At 45.7% G+C, this 20,013-nt stretch carries 22 protein-coding genes and 3 pseudogenes; 13 read left to right on the top strand and 12 right to left on the bottom strand.

Annotated features, from left to right (window positions below; genetic code table 11):
- Nucleotides 1-91: 91 nt before the first annotated feature.
- The 3 pseudogenes from CDO84_RS03325 to CDO84_RS03320 all read left to right on the top strand — a co-directional run.
- Nucleotides 92-239 (top strand): annotated as a pseudogene (locus tag CDO84_RS03325) (hypothetical protein); the annotation flags it as partial.
- A 96-nt stretch (nt 240-335) separates the two neighbouring features.
- A pseudogene (locus CDO84_RS21315) lies at nt 336-473 on the top strand (spore germination protein); the annotation flags it as partial.
- 8 nt (nt 474-481) lie between these two features.
- Nucleotides 482-733: pseudogene (locus CDO84_RS03320) on the top strand (endospore germination permease); the annotation flags it as partial.
- Here the strand turns inward: CDO84_RS03320 and CDO84_RS03315 are convergent.
- The 3 genes from CDO84_RS03315 to CDO84_RS03305 form a co-directional block, all read right to left on the bottom strand.
- Nucleotides 730-2,145 (bottom strand): alanine/glycine:cation symporter family protein, encoded by a 1,416-nt coding sequence (locus tag CDO84_RS03315; protein ID WP_040083745.1) that lies wholly within the window; start codon nt 2,143-2,145, stop codon nt 730-732. The pseudogene CDO84_RS03320 and the gene CDO84_RS03315 sit on opposite strands and share 4 nt — an antisense overlap.
- 124 nt (nt 2,146-2,269) lie before the next feature.
- The gene (locus tag CDO84_RS03310) at nt 2,270-2,662 is read right to left on the bottom strand and encodes a DnaJ family domain-containing protein (RefSeq protein WP_040083747.1); all 393 of its coding nucleotides are present in this window, start codon (nt 2,660-2,662) and stop codon (nt 2,270-2,272) included.
- Nucleotides 2,663-2,689: 27 nt separating this feature from the next.
- A complete protein-coding gene (locus tag CDO84_RS03305) occupies nt 2,690-2,818 on the bottom strand; it encodes a hypothetical protein (RefSeq protein WP_080478180.1) in 129 nt (42 codons plus the stop codon).
- A 100-nt stretch (nt 2,819-2,918) separates the two neighbouring features.
- Between CDO84_RS03305 and ltaS the strand changes: the two genes are divergently transcribed.
- Nucleotides 2,919-4,868 carry a lipoteichoic acid synthase gene (gene ltaS, locus CDO84_RS03300; protein WP_014663191.1) on the top strand — a complete coding sequence of 650 codons (1,950 nt, stop codon included), beginning with the start codon at nt 2,919-2,921 and terminating at the stop codon, nt 4,866-4,868.
- Between the two features lie 32 nt (nt 4,869-4,900).
- On the opposite strand, the gene nagE is transcribed toward ltaS, so the two are convergent.
- Nucleotides 4,901-6,259 carry an N-acetylglucosamine-specific PTS transporter subunit IIBC gene (nagE, locus tag CDO84_RS03295; protein ID WP_040083748.1) on the bottom strand — a complete coding sequence of 453 codons (1,359 nt, stop codon included), beginning with the start codon at nt 6,257-6,259 and terminating at the stop codon, nt 4,901-4,903.
- 170 nt (nt 6,260-6,429) lie between these two features.
- Between nagE and map the strand changes: the two genes are divergently transcribed.
- The 4 genes from map (at nt 6,430) to CDO84_RS03275 (ending at nt 8,133) form a co-directional block, all read left to right on the top strand.
- Nucleotides 6,430-7,179: a type I methionyl aminopeptidase gene (gene map / locus CDO84_RS03290; protein ID WP_040083749.1), complete on the top strand. Its 750-nt coding sequence runs from the start codon at nt 6,430-6,432 to the stop codon at nt 7,177-7,179.
- 81 nt (nt 7,180-7,260) lie between these two features.
- Nucleotides 7,261-7,575, top strand: a complete 315-nt coding sequence (locus CDO84_RS03285; RefSeq protein ID WP_014663189.1) for a DUF3243 domain-containing protein — start codon at nt 7,261-7,263, stop codon at nt 7,573-7,575.
- 108 nt (nt 7,576-7,683) lie between these two features.
- On the top strand, nt 7,684-7,839 hold the full coding sequence (locus CDO84_RS03280) for a hypothetical protein (protein WP_014663188.1): 156 nt from the start codon (nt 7,684-7,686) through the stop codon (nt 7,837-7,839).
- Between the two features lie 156 nt (nt 7,840-7,995).
- Entirely contained in the window at nt 7,996-8,133 is a 138-nt protein-coding gene (locus CDO84_RS03275; RefSeq protein WP_003239885.1) for a YflJ family protein, read from the top strand.
- A gap of 40 nt (nt 8,134-8,173) precedes the next feature.
- Here the strand turns inward: CDO84_RS03275 and CDO84_RS03270 are convergent, their stop codons facing one another.
- On the bottom strand, nt 8,174-8,839 hold the full coding sequence (locus CDO84_RS03270) for an MOSC domain-containing protein (protein WP_040083750.1): 666 nt from the start codon (nt 8,837-8,839) through the stop codon (nt 8,174-8,176).
- A gap of 66 nt (nt 8,840-8,905) precedes the next feature.
- Here CDO84_RS03270 and CDO84_RS03265 point away from each other — a divergent pair, with 66 nt between their 5' ends.
- Nucleotides 8,906-9,181, top strand: a complete 276-nt coding sequence (locus CDO84_RS03265) for an acylphosphatase (protein ID WP_040083751.1) — start codon at nt 8,906-8,908, stop codon at nt 9,179-9,181.
- Here the strand turns inward: CDO84_RS03265 and nosA are convergent.
- The 7 genes from nosA to yflR all read right to left on the bottom strand — a co-directional run bounded on the left by nosA (nt 9,172) and on the right by yflR (nt 15,965).
- Entirely contained in the window at nt 9,172-10,263 is a 1,092-nt protein-coding gene (gene nosA, locus CDO84_RS03260; protein ID WP_040083752.1) for a nitric oxide synthase, read from the bottom strand. The two genes, CDO84_RS03265 and nosA, sit on opposite strands and share 10 nt — an antisense overlap.
- 117 nt (nt 10,264-10,380) lie before the next feature.
- Nucleotides 10,381-11,172 carry an MBL fold metallo-hydrolase gene (locus tag CDO84_RS03255; RefSeq protein ID WP_040083753.1) on the bottom strand — a complete coding sequence of 264 codons (792 nt, stop codon included), beginning with the start codon at nt 11,170-11,172 and terminating at the stop codon, nt 10,381-10,383.
- 55 nt (nt 11,173-11,227) lie between these two features.
- Nucleotides 11,228-12,529 carry an Mg(2+)/citrate complex secondary transporter CitM gene (gene citM / locus CDO84_RS03250; protein WP_040083754.1) on the bottom strand — a complete coding sequence of 434 codons (1,302 nt, stop codon included), beginning with the start codon at nt 12,527-12,529 and terminating at the stop codon, nt 11,228-11,230.
- Between the two features lie 36 nt (nt 12,530-12,565).
- Nucleotides 12,566-12,697, bottom strand: a complete 132-nt coding sequence (locus CDO84_RS21810) for a hypothetical protein (protein WP_052438176.1) — start codon at nt 12,695-12,697, stop codon at nt 12,566-12,568.
- Between the two features lie 25 nt (nt 12,698-12,722).
- A complete protein-coding gene (locus CDO84_RS03245) occupies nt 12,723-13,682 on the bottom strand; it encodes a tripartite tricarboxylate transporter substrate binding protein (RefSeq protein ID WP_040083756.1) in 960 nt (319 codons plus the stop codon).
- Nucleotides 13,683-13,684: 2 nt separating this feature from the next.
- Complete coding sequence (gene citT / locus CDO84_RS03240) at nt 13,685-14,365, bottom strand: two-component response regulator CitT (RefSeq protein WP_040083757.1); 681 nt, start codon at nt 14,363-14,365, stop codon at nt 13,685-13,687.
- Entirely contained in the window at nt 14,337-15,965 is a 1,629-nt protein-coding gene (gene yflR, locus CDO84_RS03235) for a two-component sensor histidine kinase CitS (protein ID WP_040083759.1), read from the bottom strand. Before yflR ends, citT begins: the two co-directional genes overlap by 29 nt.
- Nucleotides 15,966-16,135: 170 nt before the next feature.
- On the opposite strand from yflR, the gene CDO84_RS03230 reads away from it, so the two are divergent.
- Genes CDO84_RS03230 through CDO84_RS03215 form a run of 4 tightly spaced genes read left to right on the top strand, consistent with a single transcriptional unit; the run spans nt 16,136 to nt 19,980 of the window.
- A complete protein-coding gene (locus CDO84_RS03230; RefSeq protein WP_040083760.1) occupies nt 16,136-17,509 on the top strand; it encodes a glycosyltransferase in 1,374 nt (457 codons plus the stop codon).
- Entirely contained in the window at nt 17,506-18,612 is a 1,107-nt protein-coding gene (locus CDO84_RS03225) for a tetratricopeptide repeat-containing glycosyltransferase family 2 protein (RefSeq protein WP_040083761.1), read from the top strand. The genes CDO84_RS03230 and CDO84_RS03225 overlap by 4 nt, the downstream gene beginning before the upstream one ends.
- Entirely contained in the window at nt 18,599-19,306 is a 708-nt protein-coding gene (locus CDO84_RS03220) for a class I SAM-dependent methyltransferase (protein WP_052438177.1), read from the top strand. The genes CDO84_RS03225 and CDO84_RS03220 overlap by 14 nt, the downstream gene beginning before the upstream one ends.
- A complete protein-coding gene (locus CDO84_RS03215) occupies nt 19,303-19,980 on the top strand; it encodes a glycosyltransferase family protein (RefSeq protein ID WP_040083763.1) in 678 nt (225 codons plus the stop codon). Before CDO84_RS03220 ends, CDO84_RS03215 begins: the two co-directional genes overlap by 4 nt.
- The last annotated feature ends 33 nt before the right edge of the window (nt 19,981-20,013 follow it).

Raw genomic sequence — 20,013 nt, 5'->3', positions numbered from 1 at the left:
CATCCTAGTTCGGAATATATGAAACAGACAAGGTTACCCTAAAAGTCACAAACCCTTATTGAATAAGACATAAAAAGCAGGGTAAGCTTCTATGAATAAACGCGACAAAGCGCTTCAGCTCATCAAAGAGCTTGAAGACAATCAGGACAGACCGAACTCTCCCGATTTGAAGGAAAGACATCGTATTTAGACAATTTGACTTTGGAAATGGGCTGTGCGGATTTATTGTTTATGAAGAAACATTGAAGAGTTTATAACAGAATCGACCATCAGAGGATCAAGAGAGGGCTTCACCGAAAGCCTCAAGGGATAATGTTCAGCGCGGCGTCTGCCCGCTAGCGATTTCTTTCCATCAAGCTGAGGCTCTCCGTGAAGAGGGAGTGCGCCTGCCGAAAACCGTTGGCCAGACGGTCAGCATTCTCGGCGCTTTTGTTATTGGGACAGCTACTGAAGCGAAAATTGTGTCTGCCCCATGGTGATCTTAGATCGTTCAGACATGATCAGCGCGGCCTTTTGGATTCCGGTCATTACGGTGAAGATCGCCGGTTCGCTTTATATTGTGGTGTACGGCCCTTTCGTTCTTACACTCAAAAATCGACCTGAAAGCCATGTATACACTAACCGGCATGTTCTCAGTCGTATGCACATTAATACAGTAATTTCTCTTTTGCTGCCTTTTCATTTATTGATCTTGAAAAGCAAAGCATTGTTCGGCGCAAAAGCAAAACACTAGGAATTTTTAGCTTCTTTTGTTGGATAAACAGGCTTCTGTTTCGTTTTTCTTATATCTTTCAGGTAGTACTGTTCAGATGTAAAGAATTCGGTGTACAGCGCTTTTACCTTTCTGCTCAATAACAAGAGCGCAATCACATTCGGGACAACAATAAAAACCAATGCTAAGTCCAATACGCCCCAAATGGCTTTTGCTCCGCCTGCGGCACCTATGATAATAGCCGCTAAATAAACGAATTTAATCACATGTCCTGCCAGCCGCCCGAACAGAAATTCAGCTTGCTTTACGCCGTAGAAAATGACAACCATGATGGTTGATACAACAAAGAAAACGAGAGAAACTGAGACGAAATACCCTCCTCCAGAACCAAAATAGTGCTGAAATGCGGCCGTTGTCAGTGCTGCCGGGTCATTTGAGGCGTTCTTCCCCGTCCAGACACCGGATGCAAGGACGATAAAAGCGGTAGTCGTACAGATGATCAAGGTGTCAATGACAATGCCGATCACAGCCCAAAACCCTTGCCGCACAGGGTGATCAGTCATAGCTGCCGCGTGTGCAATCGGGGCTGTGCCCATTCCGGCTTCATTAGAATACAGCCCGCGGGCAAATCCCCAGCGAACGGTTTCAGCCAGAGCAGCACCAGCGAATCCTCCAACTGCTGAAGAAGAAGTAAACGCATTTGAAAAGATAAGAGAGAAAAACGCCGGCACTGATGATAGATTCATGAGAACAATCAGGAGACCGGCTCCCGCGTATGCCCCTGCCATTAGAGGCACGACAAACTCTGTTACTTTTCCGATCCGCTTTACTCCTCCGATCACCACTAACCCGATCAAAAACGCTATGCCGATTCCTGCGTATATCTTATTGAAAGAAAACGTCTCGGCAAGCGAGACTGAAACTGAATTTCCCTGAACCATAATGCTCGGAATCAGCTCCACAATCAGTGCAACAGAGAAGAATACGCCGAGCCATTTCATGCGCAGCCCTTTTGTTATGTAATACATCGGTCCCCCTACGAATTCACCCTGCTCATTTTTTTCCCTGTAATGAACAGCAAGAACACTCTCAGAAAACTTAATCGCCATGGCAAATAAGGCAATAAGCCACATCCAAAAAACCGCTCCGGGCCCTCCAAACATAATAGCGGCAGGCACACCGACAATGTTCGCTGCACCGATCGTTGAACTGAGGGCCGAGGTCAATGCCTGGAGCGGTGTGACCGTCCCCTCTCCCTTCGGCTTTTTTCCTACACTGCCGATTGTCTGTTTGAAAATGTATAAAGGATAGCGAAATTGAAAACCTTTCAGCAAAATCGTGAAATACAACCCCGTCCCCGTCAGCAGAATGATTAGCGGCGGCCCCCACAGCCAATCAGATATATGCTCTATCCACTCTAATAGTCGTTCCATCCCATCACCCTTTTTTCGTTTATGAGTCATTTCCCATAGATGGAAAAACATAAACCTTTAGACATAGAACTTGGAATATAAAAAGGATGGCTTCTCTCAATCGCCATCCTGCAGACAAGACAAATCAGCTGGAAGAAGGTCTGTTTCGTCCAAGCCGGTCATATACTTTATTCTTATAAAAAGCGGATGCTGGCTTTGAAAACATGTCTTTTTTGTCAACAAGCTTATCAAGCAGCAATTGCTTTTCAGATTTTTTTCTGATTAATTGCTCTCGTTCTTTTTCGTCATAGCACTTTTCGATTAAATGGTCGATGGTCATAAGCTCTTTTTTGAGCGCGCCCTCGTCCTCAGCCATTCCCGCATTTTTCATAATACGGTAGCCCATGCGCAGCGATTCCGGCAAGTGTGCCGCGTCATCTTTCGGCAGCGGCTTTCCCATTCCCGGGAGGTTTTGAAAGTCTCCGTCTTTGATGGCGCGCTTAATTTTATCTTCAGACACAATATGGGAAAAATCCATCCTTCCACCTCTTTTCATCTATTCCGTTTATTTTATCATATAATGATCATTGTACCATTTTATTCCTTTATTTCTAGAAAGATACCTTGTTTTACATTTGGTCATTTCAAAGCGAAACGTTGATTCGACGGCGTTTTTCGCCACTTTCTCCATCATACGATTTTCACTTTTCTAATCTGCTGATTCGTGTTATATTGGATACGTTCGTTTTTTCTATCGTTTCGCTCGAACTGGATCGGAAAAAAGGAGTGTAACAATGAAAACATTTATAAAAGAAAGAGGACTGGCCTTCTTCTTCATCGCGGTCGTCCTGTTATGGATCAAAACGTATGTCGGTTATGTCCTGAACTTCAACTTAGGAATAGACAACACGATACAAAAAATATTGCTTTTTGTGAATCCTCTTAGCTCAAGCTTGTTCTTTCTTGGCTTTGGACTCTTGTTCAAGAAAAAATTACAGCGGACAGCCATTATAGTGATTCATTTTTTAATGTCTTTTTTACTGTACGCAAACATTGTGTACTACAGATTTTTCAATGATTTTATTACAATTCCGGTCATTATGCAGGCTAAAACAAACGGCGGCCAACTCGGTGACAGCGCATTTTCGCTGATGAGACCGACTGACGCCTTTTACTTTATCGACACGATCATCCTGATCATCTTGGCGATTAAAGTGAACAAGCCTGCCGAAACGTCAAGCAAAAAATCGTTCCGAATTATTTTAGCGTCTTCGATTCTTGTGTTCTTGATCAACCTGGCAGTTGCGGAATCAGACCGTCCTGAATTGCTGACAAGATCATTCGACCGGAACTATCTTGTGAAATACTTGGGAACATACAATTTCACAATTTATGACGCTGTACAGAATATCAAGTCCAACAGCCAGCGCGCGCTTGCCGATTCCAGCGACGTGACGGACGTAGAAAACTATATGAAAGCCAATTACGATGTGCCGAATAACGTGTATTTCGGCAAAGCGGAAGGAAAAAACGTCATTTACGTTTCACTTGAATCTTTGCAGTCATTTATCATCGACTATAAAATTGACGGCAAAGAAGTGACACCGTTCTTAAATAAACTGGCACATGATAACGAAACGTTCTACTTTGATAACTTTTTCCACCAAACGGGACAAGGTAAAACATCTGATGCTGAATTTATGATGGAAAACTCTCTGTACCCGCTGGCTCAAGGTTCAGTTTTCGTAAACAAAGCGCAAAACACGCTGCAATCCGTTCCGGCGATTCTGAAGTCTAAGAATTACACATCTGCCGCGTTCCACGGGAACACGCAGACGTTCTGGAACCGTAACGAAATGTACAAAGCGGAAGGCATTGATAAATTCTTTGATTCTGCCTACTATGACATGAACGAAGAAAACACGAAAAACTACGGCATGAAAGACAAACCGTTCTTCAAAGAATCAATGCCGCTGCTGGAAAGCCTGCCGCAGCCTTTCTATACGAAGTTCATTACCCTGTCCAACCACTTCCCATTCGGAATGGATGAGGGGGATACAGACTTCCCGGCTGGAGACTTTGGTGACTCTGTCGTCGATAACTACTTCCAGTCAGCCCATTACCTTGATCAGTCCATTGAACAATTCTTCAATGATCTGAAAAAAGACGGGTTATATGATAAATCGGTTATTGTGATGTACGGAGACCACTACGGCATCTCTGAAAACCACAATAAAGCGATGGCGAAAGTGCTTGGCAAAGATGAAATCACTGATTACGACAATGCCCAGCTTCAACGGGTGCCGCTCTTTATCCACGCTGCCGGCGTGAAGGGCGAGAAGGTTCATAAATATGCCGGAGACGTCGATGTGGCTCCTACCATTCTGCATCTGCTCGGAGTGGATACGAAAGACTATCTGATGTCCGGGTCTGATATTTTATCGAAAGAACACCGTGAAGTGATTCCGTTCCGAAACGGAGACTTTATTTCACCGAAGTACACGAAAATATCCGGTAAGTATTACGATACGAAAACCGGCAAAGAACTCGATGAATCCGAAGTCGACAAGTCAGAAGACTCACTCGTCAAGAAGGAACTTGAAATGTCCGATAAAATCATAAACGGAGACCTGCTGCGGTTCTACGAGCCGAAAGGTTTTAAGAAGGTAAACCCTTCTGATTATGATTACACAAAACATGACGAAGATTCTTCCGAAACGTCAAAGGATAACGAAGATAAATAAGAAAAAGCGGAGAGGTTGCCCTCTCCGCTTTTTTATTTGACGGCAGCTCTCAATTCCTCAGCTGCAAATTCCACATTCGGCCCAATAATGACTTGAACCGATTGTCCGCCAGATTTGACAACCCCTTTTGCGCCTGCTTTCTTCAAAAGCGCTTCATCCACCAAAGCGGTATCCTTCACAGTCAGTCGCAGCCTTGTGGCGCAATGATCAATGGTTTGAAGATTTTCTTTTCCGCCGAGCCCTTTCAGCATGATGTTTTCATTTACATCCTGAACCGTATTTTCATCCAGCACTTCATCCACATCATCATCTTCCCGTCCCGGCGTTTTTAAATTCAAAGCCTTAATCAGTACATAAAACACGATAAAGTATACTGCCGCATAGCATATACCTACAAAAAGCAGAAGCAGCGGTTTTTCTGCGATTCCGTAGCTGAGCACATAATCGATAGCTCCGGCTGAAAAAGAGAAGCCTGAGCGGATGCCTAGCCAGTTGACGATAAATAAAGATAACCCGGTTAAGATCGCGTGAACAGCGTATAAAAGCGGAGATAAAAACATAAATGCAAACTCAATCGGCTCCGTAATCCCTGTGATAAACGCCGTTAAAGCAAACCCAATCATCATTCCAGCCGTCGCTTTCCGTTTAGACGGCTTCGCAGTCACAACCATAGCCAGACACGCCGCTGGAAGACCGAACATCATGATTGGGAAGAATCCGGTCATATATGTGCCCGCTGTCGGATCTTTCGCGAAAAAGCGAGCCAGATCCCCTGTCACTCCGTTATATTCTCCGAATTGGAACCAGAAAATATTGTTCAGTACGTGGTGAAGGCCAAGCGGAATTAACAGCCTGTTGAAAAGGCCGAATATGCCCGCTCCGATGCCGCCTAGTCCCAGCATCCACTCTCCAAACGCGTTTATGCACGATTGAATCGGCGGCCAGACGACTCCGAATATGCCGGCTAAAATGATCGTAATGATGGCAGTTATAATCGGCACAAGCCGTCTACCGCTGAAAAATCCGAGATATTCTGGCAGCTTTGTATCCTTGAAGCGGTTATAGGTGTAACCAGCAATTAAACCGGCAATAATTCCCCCAAACACCGCCATGTTATTTGTTTTGTCAATTGTCTTTGTCGCCGCGTCAAGCATCAGATACGATATCGCCCCTGATAAACCCGCGGCCCCATTGCTGTCTTTTGAAATGCCGATGGCAATTCCGATCGCAAAAATAAGCGGCAGATGATCAAAAACCGCCGTCCCCGCCTGATAGACAAACGGGATATTAAATACATCCTCTCTGCCAAGCGCAAGGATAATTCCAACCGCAGGCAGAACCGCAATCGGGAGCATAAATGACTTCCCGAGTTTTTGTAAAAATGAAAGCATACCCATCCCCCTCATACCCTTTTTTTTCAAATATACCATATAAGATATCTAGTGATCTATACCAATTTTCCCAAGGCATTTCTTTTTTCCCAGGTCCGTGTGTTTCCTATTTTTAAGACAGTTGTGGTAAGCTTAATCTAGATTATTTAAAAAGAAAGCGGGAATGACAGATGATTGTAACAAACGATCAAGAATTAGAAGGCCTGGAAAAAATCGGAAGAATCGTCGCGCTTGCGCGTGAAGAAATGAAGCGAAAAGCAGAGCCCGGCATGAGCACAAAAGACCTTGACCTTATCGGAAAAGCTGTGCTTGATGAGCATGGCGCCGTTTCAGCTCCTGAGAAGGAATACGATTTTCCAGGTGTGACATGCATCAGCGTAAATGATGAAGTGGCTCACGGCATACCAAGCACTTCCAAGATTTTAAAAGCAGGGGACCTTGTCAACATCGACATCTCTGCTGAATTTGGCGGGTTCTATTCCGACACAGGCATCTCATTTGTACTCGGTGATGGAGAAGAACGCCTTCATAAGCTTTGCCAATGCGCGGAAGACGCTTTTCAAAAGGGCCTTCAGCAGGCAAAAGCAGGCAAGCGCCAAAACCAGATCGGAAGAGCCGTTTATCATGAAGCACGCTCTCAAGGCTTTACCGTCATTAAAACACTGACCGGCCACGGAATCGGCCGCAGCCTGCATGAAGCGCCGAACCACATCATGAACTATTATGATCCGTTTGATAACGCGCTTTTCAAAAACGGCACAGTGATCGCGCTTGAACCGTTTATTTCTACGAAAGCGGAAACGATTGTTGAAGCTGGAGACGGCTGGACGTTCAAGACGCCGGATAAAAGCATGGTTGCCCAAGTTGAACACACGATCGTTATCACAAAAGACGAACCGATTATCCTGACGAAGCTGTAAAACACATTCCGGACTTCCGGCAGGTTTAGCCTCCTCGAATTGCAGGTAAAACAACATTATTCTGCACGAGGAGGACTTGCAATGAACAGAGATCAAGAAAAAATCCAAATTGAAAACGAAATGAACGCGATGCACGGCACAACAAAAGAAGACATTTTAAAAGACTTTGAGGAATTTAAAGACTACTTGAAAAAACAAGTCAATCGAGGCAAAAAGCTGGGATTGGATGACGGCAAGCTGGTGAAAAGCGCCGCGATCCTGGGAGACTACCTCGCAAAGCATGAAGAGCCGCAAAACGGTGAAGAAATGCTGCTGCAAGAGCTTTGGAGCATTGCGGACGAAAATGAGAAAACACATTTGGCACAGCTTCTGGTCAAATTGGTTGATAAACAATAAAACATGAGCCGGGCGATATATGCGCCCGGCTTTCTTGATATTGTCACAGCCCGGCTCTTCCAGATATGCTACACTACTATTATGTCTGTGAAAGGAGCCTCTATCTGCATGTGGTTTATCATTTTTGGCATCATTTTTTTCATTGAAGGCATCTTAATAACCGTTTACGGCGTAAAGAAAAAAAACGGGATGCTCACATATATCGGCATTGTTTTCGCCATTATGACATTTGGCGTTGTTATGCTCAAATTGACCGGCCATTAAATCATATTCGGCTTTTACTCCGCATATACATACAGAAGAACATTCGTATATCTAGTGCGAAAGGCTCAGTTTTCCCCACATCTCTTTTCAGCATCTTTTTATAGATGTTACAATGCCAATCGTTTCGAAATCAGATAGGGAAAGGAGTTTTCTAACATGCATTACGGCAGTAAAGGCTGGTATGTGGCAGAACTAAAAAAGCAGGGGATCACGCACCATGAGGGAAGAAAGCTTCAAAGCTATAAAACCTATTTTCTTGCCAACCTGCTTGAAACAAAGAAAAAACAATCTTAAAGATGTCAAAGCCGCGCACGTTGATATGCGCGGCTTTTTTCTATTCAACCGGTAGCAGCCTGGCCTTTTTTTTCATAAAGGACGCTCTCCAGCTTTTCGATAGGGCATCCTCACTTAAAATCCGGTCAATGGCGGTGAGATTTTTTGCATCATGATAGTTGATGCGGTTGGCGAACTGGACGGAGATGCCTTTCTCTCCTCTGGACAGCAATTCAAGCTTGGCGCCTGGTGACACCCTGCCCTCCTCCAGCACGCGAAAATAATACCCTGTATAGCCTGTTTGCTGAACCTTCAGCACCATTTCTTTTTCGCCAAACTTTTTCGCCAGCTTTACACACGGCTGGCGCGGCTGGCTGACCTGAACAACAGCTTCATCAAGCTTGAACACATCCCCTATGCAAACTGTCTCCTCAGTCAGGCCCGCGACCGTCAAATTTTCTCCAAATGCGGCGCTTGGCAGCGGTCTTGAGAGGAACTCTTCCCAAAACGGATAATGCTCCGCCGGGTAGACGCAAACAGCCTTATCAGGTCCGCCGTGGTTGACGATGTCCGCCTGTCCGTCTCCTTCAAAATTCTCGCGGTGCAGCATAACGGCGGAATCAGCCGGCCGCTTCATGATGCCGGTTTCGATCTTCTTTCCGTCATATTCAAGCGTCTGCGGTTTTCCCAGATTAAGAGAAAGAACTGTATAGCGCTCTGGTTTCATGCGAACACATCCCCTTTACAGGCTGTAAAATAATTGATTATCATAAAAAGAAAAGGTGGTTTTTACATGCTTCAATACCGAATCATTGTAGACGGCCGGGTTCAAGGTGTGGGCTTTCGCTATTTTGTTCAAATGGAAGCTGATAAGCGAAAACTGGCCGGCTGGGTCAAAAACCGTGATGACGGGCGTGTTGAGATGTTGGCAGAGGGGCCGGAAAACGCCCTGCAATCGTTTCTTGAGGCTGTAAAGAAAGGAAGCCCTTTCTCAAAGGTTACCGACATCTCTGTCACTGAATCCCGCAGACTCGAAGGCCATCATCGATTTTCCATTGTTTACTCATAAGGCTTATCCTGATAAAAGTAATTCGGCTTAATGATTGAGTTGTCATAGGATCGGTGGAAGATATGAGTGGCGGCGGGTGAGATCGGCGGAATCAGCCACGTCCAATCCCCCGTCAGCTTTCTGCCCGCTTCTTCCTCCTGTTCTTCAAACCGTTTAAACTGGCTTGCGGCTGTATGATGGTCAACGATGCTGACCCCCTGTTTTTTATACGAATGCAGCACAGCCTTATTCAATTCAACAAGCGCTTGATCCTTCCATAAATCCGTATTGTAATCAGCGGCGATGCCGATCACGGACGCTACTTTTTTGAGCTTGTCGTACCGCTTTTCATCTGCGAGGTTTCTCGCTCCGATCTCCGTGCCCATATACCAGCCGTTAAACGGCGCGGCATTATAATGAATGCCGCCAACCTCAAGCTTCATATCAGAAATGATAGGCACGCCGTACCACTTCAGCTCCAAGTCAGAAAACGCATCGATGTCGGGATGTGTGATTGGAACCTCGATCACAAGTGAACGCGGCAGCTCATACCAGACCGGCTGCTCGTCGCCTTTCATGCGAAAAATGAGCGGCAGCAGGTCAAAATCCGTTCGCTCTCCGCGCCAGCCGAGCTCTTCGCAGGCTGCTGTCAGGGAACGGGAAGCCGGGTCGCCGATTCTTTCTCCGTCTGACTCATATCCGGCATACCGGACCAGCTGATGATTCCAGATCTCGATTTGCTTTTCACCCTTCTCTTCCGGAGGGAAAATCGTAATGGTCGGTCTGATTTTCCCGTTATTGGTGGCAGTTTCAATATGGTGAAAGAGGGCGTCACGCACTTCCTCCTTCGTCCGGACGTCTCGTCTGTCGATGACATTCAGCGAATTCCAGAACAACCTGCCGATGCAGCGGTTGCTGTTTCTCCAAGCCATTTTCGCTCCGTGCTCTAGCTCTTCCTTCGTATGTACATAGCTTCCGGTCCGGTCAATTTCACTTTTAATGTCAGCAAGACGGTCTTTCACTTCCTCCTCCTTTCCCAATTCCTGATAGCATGCGGCAATAAACGCTTTCGCTTCATTCCAGAGTATTTCTTTTTCTTCCAACAAACTCTCCCCTTCACTTCACTTCATTCTTTTCATTGTATCGTTTTTAAGCGGCAAGACAATGATTTTTCTGCAACTTCTTGGAAAACAATAAAAAACACCCGCGTAGTGCGGGTGTCAAATAGACGATAAACGGTTTGCCAATTCAGTTAAGTCGTGACGAAAGTTTTTGCCGGTCATCGGTATGCCATGCCCGGTCAATAACGCTTCCGGTTCAAGAGCGGCCAGCTTTAGAATGGACTCCGCAGCCGTCTCTGTGTCAGGCGTGAAATAAGCCGGCGGCCCGTGAAGCTCCTGTTTTTGAATCAAGACGTCAGCCATTTTCTCCTGTTCCACCGTAATAACAGCATCGCCTGCCACAAGCACGCGGCCATCATCGCGGAATAACGAAATATGGCCCGGCGTGTGTCCCGGTGTCGCAATCCACATCCACTCATCAAGAAATGGAACTGAGCCGTCTTCCGGCAGTTCATGCACCTGTGAGGAAATATCGATGGAATGCCGCGGAAACAGCGGCGACAGCTTGGCGACCAGCCCGCTCTTGCTGTCAGGACGAGCTGGAGGATACCCCTCTTTGCCTGTTACATAAGGCATTTCCCTCGAATGGACATAAACAGGTACATCCCAATGCTCAAGAATCTCTTCGATTGCTCCGATATGGTCAAAGTGCCCGTGTGTAAGGATAACCGCCTTCAGCTGAAAACCTTCACCAAATCTTTGCTTGGCTTCATTGACAATCATGCCGGCTGATTGGGGCATACCGGCATCAATTAAAACAAATGAGTGAGGATCAGAAGGCTGAATAAAATAGACATTCGCAATTTGCACAGTCAGGCCGTGCACCCCTTTTGCCGCTTCGAACCCCGTTCCGCTTCTGACCGAAGTCAGCGGCATATAAGGATCACCCATAATGACACCTCCGGAATGTTGTATGCCGTTAGTGTGTGTCATTACGCCTGAATTATCATAAGGAAATAGAGATCGCACCGATCAATAGAGCGATAGCCGTCATGACGATCACTGCGAGAACCGCCCATTTCAATGCGAATTTTTGGTGGTCGTCAATAGAAACCCCGACAAGCCCGACAAGCAAATGAGTGGATGGCACAAGCGGACTCAGCATATGAATCGGCTGGCCGATAATAGAGGCTCTGGCAATTTCAACTTTATCCACACCGTATGCGACAGCTGTTTCTGATAAAATCGGCAGCACCCCGTAGAAATACGCGTCATTCGGCATCAAGAATGTAAAAATGCCGCTTGTTAAGGCCACAATCGCCGGGATCAATCCACCCATTTGTTCCGGTATCATGGACACGAGCGAGATCGCCATTTCATCAACCATTTTCGTGCCTGTCAAAATACCCGTGAACACCCCGGCCGCAAAAATCATTGAACCAATAGCCAGCACGTTGCTGGAATGCGCCGCGATGCGCTGTCTCTGATGCTCGAGATTGGGATAATTCACAATCAGTGCAATACAGAACGCAATGACAAACAGAACGGTTAAACTGATTTTCCCTGATACTAAACATCCTATTAAAGAAAGCGTCAACAATAAATTGAACCACCAAAGCTTCGGCCGCTTCCACTCATCTTCAACCGCTGCCGCCGTTTCATTGGCATTGGCCGGCTGTTTCAGTTCAATCACACCAAGGCGCTTTCGTTCCGCTTTTCCAAGCACATACGCAACCGCCACCATGCAAAGCATCCCGCTTGCAATGACAGGAATCATCGGCCCTGTAAGCTCAGCCGGATCAACCCCCAGCGCGCTCGCCGCCCGCGGCGTCGCGCCACCCCATGGAATCGTGTTCATGATTCCCATGCCGACGCCCGCGATTCCCGCCAGGATAATTGGCCGGATGCCAAGCAGCAAATAGAGCGGAAGCATGGCGCTTGTCGTAATCATATACGTTGTCGAACCGTCGCCGTCCAATGCGACGAGCATCGTCAGAACCGCTGTTCCGACAACAATTTTTAAAGGGTCCCCTTTGACCATGCTTAAAATTTTGCCAACCATTGGATCAAACAGTCCTGCATCAATCATAATTCCAAAATATAAGATCGCAAACATAATCATGACAGCTGTCGGCGCGACTTGCTGAATCCCCGAAATCATCATGTCCCCAACTTCAGTAAATCCAAATCCGGCGATCAGTGCAAACACAATCGGCGTTAAAACCAATGCTGTTAAAACAGAAAGCCGTTTTGTCATGATCAATGCCATAAACACAAGCATCATGAGAAAGCCTAAGATTGCTAACACATCCATTCCCCCTTAAATGAATCCGCTTACATTTTTTTATCCCTTACTCCCCTTTTGTCTTGCCTTTTTGCCATCGTATGGGAAAACCAACCGCAAGTAAATAATTTGGTTTTTTTGTATTTTTAATTTTTTAAAACCGTTTTGTTCTTTTTGATCATTTTCCGGCATGAAAAAGATCCCGGCATCCGGGATCTTAATTTCCTGTCATTATGCTTTGATAAATAGCGGATTGCTGTTCAAGAAACCGTTTCGTTTCCCTGCTGTTCAAATAAAAGCTTTCCCAGTCCTGTTCGTTTATTTTCCGCCTCCATTCAGGTGAGGAGGTGACCTTCTTGAGCGCTTGATCCCAGTAAGAAATCTCTTCCTCAGACATATTTTTCGGGCCCAAAATCCCTCTCCAATGAGAAAAAACAAACGGGATTCCCTGCTCCTTCCACGTCGGTACCTTTGGAAAACCGGGAAGTCTTTTATCAGATGTTACAGCGGCTAACGTGATATCGCCGTTTCGTTCATATGGTTTCGCTTCAGAAAGGGTCATGGAAGCTGCTTCTATCTCATGTCTGATCAGCGCCTGAATGAGCTGTTCACTGCTGTCATACTGTAAAAATTGAATGTCAAAAGGGTCAATGCCGTACATATCGGCCGCTCTGGCGAACGACAGCTGATCATCATTGCCAAACCCCGGAGCAAAGCCGATTTTCACCTTGCCGGGATGCATGTTGATCTCATTTAGCACATCCTTGCCGTTTGTTAACGCTGATCCTTTTGGCAATGCAACCGTCTGCCATTCCTTGGAGAGAATGGCGAGCGGCGTAAAATCGGACATTTTTAATTTGCTTTGCCCGAGAAGATCATTGCTCAATATTAGGCTGGACGTCATGCTGATGGTTTGTTTGCTGCTGTTGTTGACATATTTCCAGCCTTTCTCTCCCCCGCCGCCTGGTTTATAGACGATATGAACATCCCCCTTCACAATCTGCTTCTTGCTCAAAACAGATTGAATCGCCTGCGCTGTGACATCCCAGCCGCCGGAAGGCTCAGCGGGGACAACAATTTCTATCGGCCCGTCCGGCAGGCGCGGCGCAGCCGCCTGCCTGATATCACCCTGCATAAAGATCAACAGAAAAATCAATAGGATTATAGATTGTTTCATATCTATTTCGCCGCCAAATAATATTTTCTCTCCGGCCTGCCGATAATCCCGTATTCAAGCTCGGCTCTTGCTTCTTCCTTTGACACAAGGTACTCGGCATAACGGCGGGCAGTTGTTCGTGACGCCCCCATTTTTTCCCCGAGTTCCTCCGCTGTCAATCCTTCTGACGCCGTCCGAAGCGCTTCCTTAATTTTTCGCAGTGTAATCGAATTAATGCCAGTCGGCAAATTCTCTGCCGGCAAAGATGTCTTCACACCGTTTCCAAAAATATGATCGATCATGGACTGGCTGACCTCCGGCTGAGACATGAGCAACTTTCTTTTTTCTTTATACTGAAGCAGCACCTGCCTGAACTTGTCAGCCGTTACGGGTTTGATTAAATAGTGGGCAATCCCCGCCCTTAGCGCTTCCTGCAAATGACGGGTTTCTGTTGCCGCTGTGATAATCATAATGTCCACTTCAGGAAATCGGTTTCGTATTTCAGGAATCAATGCGGTCCCAAGCTCGTCCGGCATATAAATATCCAGCAGAAGCAAATCAGCCTTGTGTTCCTTCAAAAGCGCCATTGTCTCTTTGGCGTTGGCCGCTTTGCCGATAATCTTGAATCCATCAAGCTGTTTAATCAATCTCTCATGGATTTGCGCAACTCGAAAATCATCCTCCGCAATCGCGATGTGAATCAAATGGATTCCCCCCTTGTTTCTCCTTCGGTATAAACACAGTGAAAACCGCCCCGCCGTTTTTTTGATTCGCCAGTTCGATCCAACCGCTCAGTTCTCGCACTGAGTCTTTCACATTGGCCAGACCGTAGCCTCTCTTCATCCCCTTTGAAGAATAGCCTCTCTCAAACACAGCTTCCATCTTATCTGGCGGCACACCCGTTCCTGTGTCTGATACTTCGATGACAATGTCACGGCCCATATCCGTGATAAAAAACAAAACCTCCTTCACGCGTTGCTCTGCTACAGCTTCGAAAGCGTTATCAATTAAATTGCCGATAATCGTAATAAGATGGGACAAGCCGATATGTGCAGGAAGAGGCGCGAGTGAGCTGTTTTCATCAATCACCAGCTTGACCTTCTTTTCCGATGCCTTGCTTATTTTTCCTAACAAAATCGCCTGCACCTGCTGCGAATGGATGTTATGGAATAAAAGATCATGCTGCTCATTTTGTATCGCGTATTCCTCTTTAATCAAATCAATGGCTTCATCATATTCCCCAAGCTCAAGCAGCCCTAAAATCGCGTAAAGCTTATTTGAAAACTCATGAGTCTGCGCTCTGAGATCCTCTGAATATTTACGAACCTCTGTCAATGTGTCAATCAGCTTCTTCAGCTCTGTTTTCTCCCTGAAGCTGACGACAATCCCATGCGCCTGCCCGCCTTGATTCATCACTTTTGTATTGATAATAAACACCTGATCGTTGACGCTTACCTCCTGATTCGGCGGTATTTCACCTTGTTCAAGCACAGACATCAGCCCGGCTCCCGGCATGACCTCATCTATGGGAAGATGGATCACAGGCTCGGGCAGCCTCAGCATCTCGGCCGCCGACACATTCATCATGGTGACGACGCCTTCACGATTGGTGGCAATGATCCCTTCTCGAATCGCCAAAAGCATTGCGTTCCTCTCACGATATAGCGCCGCGATCTCATGCGGTTCAAGCCCAAGCGTATCCTTTCTGATGCTTTTGGCCAAAACGGCGGCGCCAGCAAATCCGAGCAGCAGCACAAGCACGGCAATCACGCTCAAATTTCTTAAATGTTTTTTGATGCTTTGCTCTGTCTCCGTTTGCAGAAAATCAACAGACACGCTGCCAATCACTTGGCTGTATCCCTTCTGCTCTTTCATAATCGGCGCGCTCCCTCTGATTACTCTCCGTCCATCCGCTTTTGTTGCAGAAACATGCGAGCCCCCAAACAAAATCTCTCTGCTGCGCTCCAGCTTCTCTACACCGCTTTTTCCAGAGGCGCTGCGGATGTCTCCTTTTTCGTCCAAGATATAAATGGCATACGCGCCAGTCTGTTCTTTCATTTGTTCAATGACGTCTTGCGTCTCAGCGGCATGTCCGCCTTTTCTCTCAATGAGCTCTTTAGCCGGCGGCATATAGGAAATAGTTCTCGCCGTTTGAACCGCCAGCTGCTCCGCCTGCCTTCGTTCTTCCTGTGTATGCTGAACGGCTAACGTAATGGTCAGCACACCAATGACAAAGACCAGCAGAGCCGCAATCAGCCCCATTATTTTTGTTTGCAGGGAAAAATGGAACCGCTTTTTCACCAAGCACCAGCCGTCCTTTCTACCTAGATCATACCATTTTTATAGGGAATTTTCTCATTTTTCAAAATCAATGAGTAAGCCGCCTCTGTCTTTTTTCAGGAAGAAATCATTCCAACACAACATTTCGATATACATAGAGTAACCGAATGATATGGTGAAGGGCGGAGGTTAGGGTGAAAACGAGTATTATTGTGCTGACTTATAATCAATTGGCTTTGACAAAACAATGCTTGGAGAGCATATGGAAGCATACGAATCATAACAGTATAGAGATCATTGTTGTAGATAACGGCTCTCATGACGGGACACGAGACTACCTTAAAAAGATGTCTTCGATTAAAACAATTTTCAACGAAGCAAACGAAGGTTTCGCGAAAGGCTGCAATCAGGGTCTTGAAAATGCTTTAGGGGACAATATTCTTTTTTTAAACAATGACACTATCGTAACAAATCAGTGGCTGGAGCCAATGATCAAGCTGCTTTATCAAGATGAAAAAACCGGCATGGTCGGGCCTGTTAGCAATTATGTCAGCGGCGCCCAGCAAATTCCGGTTGATTACACCAGCATAGAAGAAATCGAGCATTTTTCTCAGGGCTACTGCAGACAACATCAAGGCGAATCAAAAGCCGCTTTACGGCTGGTCGGTTTTTGCCTTCTAGCAAAAAAAGAAGTCCTGGATAAAATCGGCGGTTTTGACGAACGTTTTGAAGGCGGTTCATTTGAAGACGATGACTTATGTCTACGCGCCCTGCAAGCAGGATATCAGCTAAAAATCGCCCTTGACTCGTTTGTGCATCATCACGGGCATGCCACATTTTCTGGTAATTCGGATTTAAGCATCAGCCGGTTATATCAGGTCAACCGCCAAACATTCATAGATAAATGGAAGCGGGATGTAACGGCTTTTATCGATCCTCAGCCAGACCTAAAGGAGCTCGTGCCTTCCGCTTCCCGTTCCATCCTCCATATCGGCTGCGGGGCGGGAGCTGCTGGCGCAGAGCTTCTGAATCGGCAAACCTGTACACTGTACGGCGTTGAAGAGGATGCGATATTACGGAGTATAGCAAGCGCCTATTATGAACAAGTCATTTCGGCTGATACGAAAGCATGCGAACTTCCTTATCCGAAGGCTTTTTTTGATGCGGTTTTGATAGGAGACCTTTTGAACAGCTCGGCGCATCCCCAGCAAACAATTGAGGCCCTTTCCGTTTACCTCAAGCCTTCTGGCTCGTTGATTTGCAGCATCCCGAACACAGCTTATGCAGACACGCTTTACTCATTATTATGCGGAACACCTTTACACACTCACTTCATTACACCTCAAAACGTAAACACGCTTTTTCCAAAACATCTTTATGAGCTAAAGTCAATCAATCCCCATTCCGCCGTACCTGAACCGAAGATCCAGCTGTTTTTACAGGAACTCAAATTTCTCGCCCGACAGTTTGGCCTGCCTGTGGATCACTTGTCAACACATGCTCATATTGACTGCATGTTTGTCCATGCCATCAAGAAAAAACAAAATGAAACGGAGGCCGCGATGTGATTTCGATAAGTCTGTGTATGATCGTGAAGGATGAAGAAGCTGTTATTAGCCGCTGCTTAGATTCTGTCAAAGAGATTGTGGATGAGATCAACATTGTGGATACCGGCTCAACAGATCAGACGAAAAACATTGTTGCCCGCTATACAGACCGAATTTTTGATTTTGAATGGATTGACGATTTTGCGGCGGCCCGAAATTTTTCGTTCCAGCAGGCGACATCCGACTACATCTTATGGCTTGATGCTGATGACGTATTTACAGAGAAGGATCAAGAGCTGTTAGTGGATTTAAAAAGGACGCTTGACCTGAACATCGACGCGGTCTCAATGAAATACCATCTGGCATTTGACGAAGCAAATAACGTCACATCCAGCTTAAGAAGGTATCGGCTTGTCAAACGGGAAAAGGGCTTTAAGTGGATCGGCGCGGTCCACGAGTACTTGGAGGTATACGGCAATCTTCACCACAGTGAAGCAGCCGTTTCTCACATGCCGCTTAGCCATGACGCAGACCGTAACCTGCGAATTTATGAAAACATGGTCTCTGCTGGAAAGGATTTTTCACCAAGAGATTTATTTTACTATGCAAACGAATTATGTGATCACGGAAAAATAGAAAAAGCGATTGAATACTATTTGCGTTTTTTGCAAACAAAGCAGGGATGGGTTGAGGATAATATCAGAGCGTGCAATAAATTAGCAGATTGCTATCATTCATTGGGACTGAAGGAAAAAGAACTAAGCTGGGTGCTCCACACGCTCGTCTACGGACCACCCCGGGCGGAAACATGCTGCAGGCTGGGCTACTCTTTTTTTGAGAAAAACGATTTTCAAAGCGCGGTCTACTGGTATGAAAAGGCAATTGAAAATAAGGGCTCAGAAAGTCTGGCTTTTCAAAACCGCGCATGTGCGACCTGGCTTCCACACCTGCAATTAGCCGTCTGCTACGATAAACTCGGCCAGCATCAGCTTGCCTATCAGCATAATGAATCTGCATTACAATACCGTCCTCATGATTCAAGAATGCTAGCAAATCAAAAATACTTTGAAAATATCCTGAATATGCAGGCTGGCTCCGGGGGTGAAGATCATGGAAATCAATAAAAAGCCACAAGCTAATTCTATGAAAGAATATCACCTAAAAGATAATGAATATTACAAAGGGATTAATTGGAGACTTTTTAATTTAATACAACCTCATGCAAAAGCCATTCTTGAAGTCGGGTGCGCTGAAGGTTTGTTTGGCGCAGCTGTTAAGGAAAAAATCAGTTGCTCCTATTACGGGATCGAATCCTATCCGCCCGCTGCCGAAAAAGCCGCGCGCCACATTGACGAAGTGATAACAGAAGACATCGAAACACTGAAGCTGCCTTTTCAAAAAAACACATTTGATTACCTCATATTCGGAGATGTGTTGGAACACTTAAAAGATCCGTGGGCAGTTTTACGTAACCTCAAGCCTTATGTAAAAGAGACAGGAAGCATTTTGGCAAGCATCCCAAATATCAGCCATATCTCGATTTTTGAAAGTCTGCTGTCCGGAAAATGGACGTATACACAGGCCGGGCTGCTTGATAAAACTCACTTCCGTTTTTTCACTCTGCACGAAATGAAAAAGATGTTTCATGAAACAGGCTACAAGATCAGCCTAATTGAGCCTATTCCCTTCACGACTCACTATTATGAAAAAATGATCAGGAAACTGTCTCACGTCAGAGCATGCATGGGGATTTATCACACAGATTTCGAGGAGGAAGCCAAAGCCTATCAATATATCATAAAGGCAGAGAAAAGATGAACCCGCATGTAAATCAACACTCAATCAGCTTCATTACATGTGTAAATGATGACACCCTTTATGATCTCTGTCAGCGGCATATCCGATCTCTTTCTGTACCGCCGCATATGAAAGTAGAATTGATCAATATACGCAACGCAGACAGTATGGCCTCAGGATACCAGAAGGCCATGCAGGACTCAGATTCAAAATATAAAGTGTATTTACATCAGGACACATTTATCATCAACCGAACCTTTATTTATGATCTCCTTTATGTCTTTCAGCAAAATGATGGCCTAGGTATGATAGGTGTCATCGGAGCTGAAGAAGTGCCGCAAAGCGGGATTTGGTGGGAGGCTTCTAAAAAAGCCGGAAAAGTCATTGAATACCGCAGTACGTACAGCTATTTATCATTTGATGAAATTGATGAAATTGATGAAACTGTGAAAACAGTTCAAGCATTAGACGGTTTATTGCTGGCGACTCAGTATGATGTTCCATGGCGAAAAGAGATTTTTGACGGGTGGCATTTATACGATACTTCTCAATGCTTTGAGTTTAGAAAAAAAGGATATGCAGTCGGCATCCCTCATCAGAAAGAGCCATGGGTTTTACATGCATGCGGCAATGAGTTTGATTCTGACCAGTATTCTTATTATCTTGAAAGGTTTATTGATGAATATTTACCTTAACAGTTAGAAAACGCATAAGGACCTAAGTCCTTA

The organism is Bacillus sp. MD-5, from assembly GCF_002201875.1.
Classification (GTDB): Bacteria; Bacillota; Bacilli; order Bacillales; family Bacillaceae; genus Bacillus; species Bacillus stercoris.
Note: the sequence above shows the minus strand (reverse complement) of the source record. Positions and strands in the feature narration are given on the sequence as shown.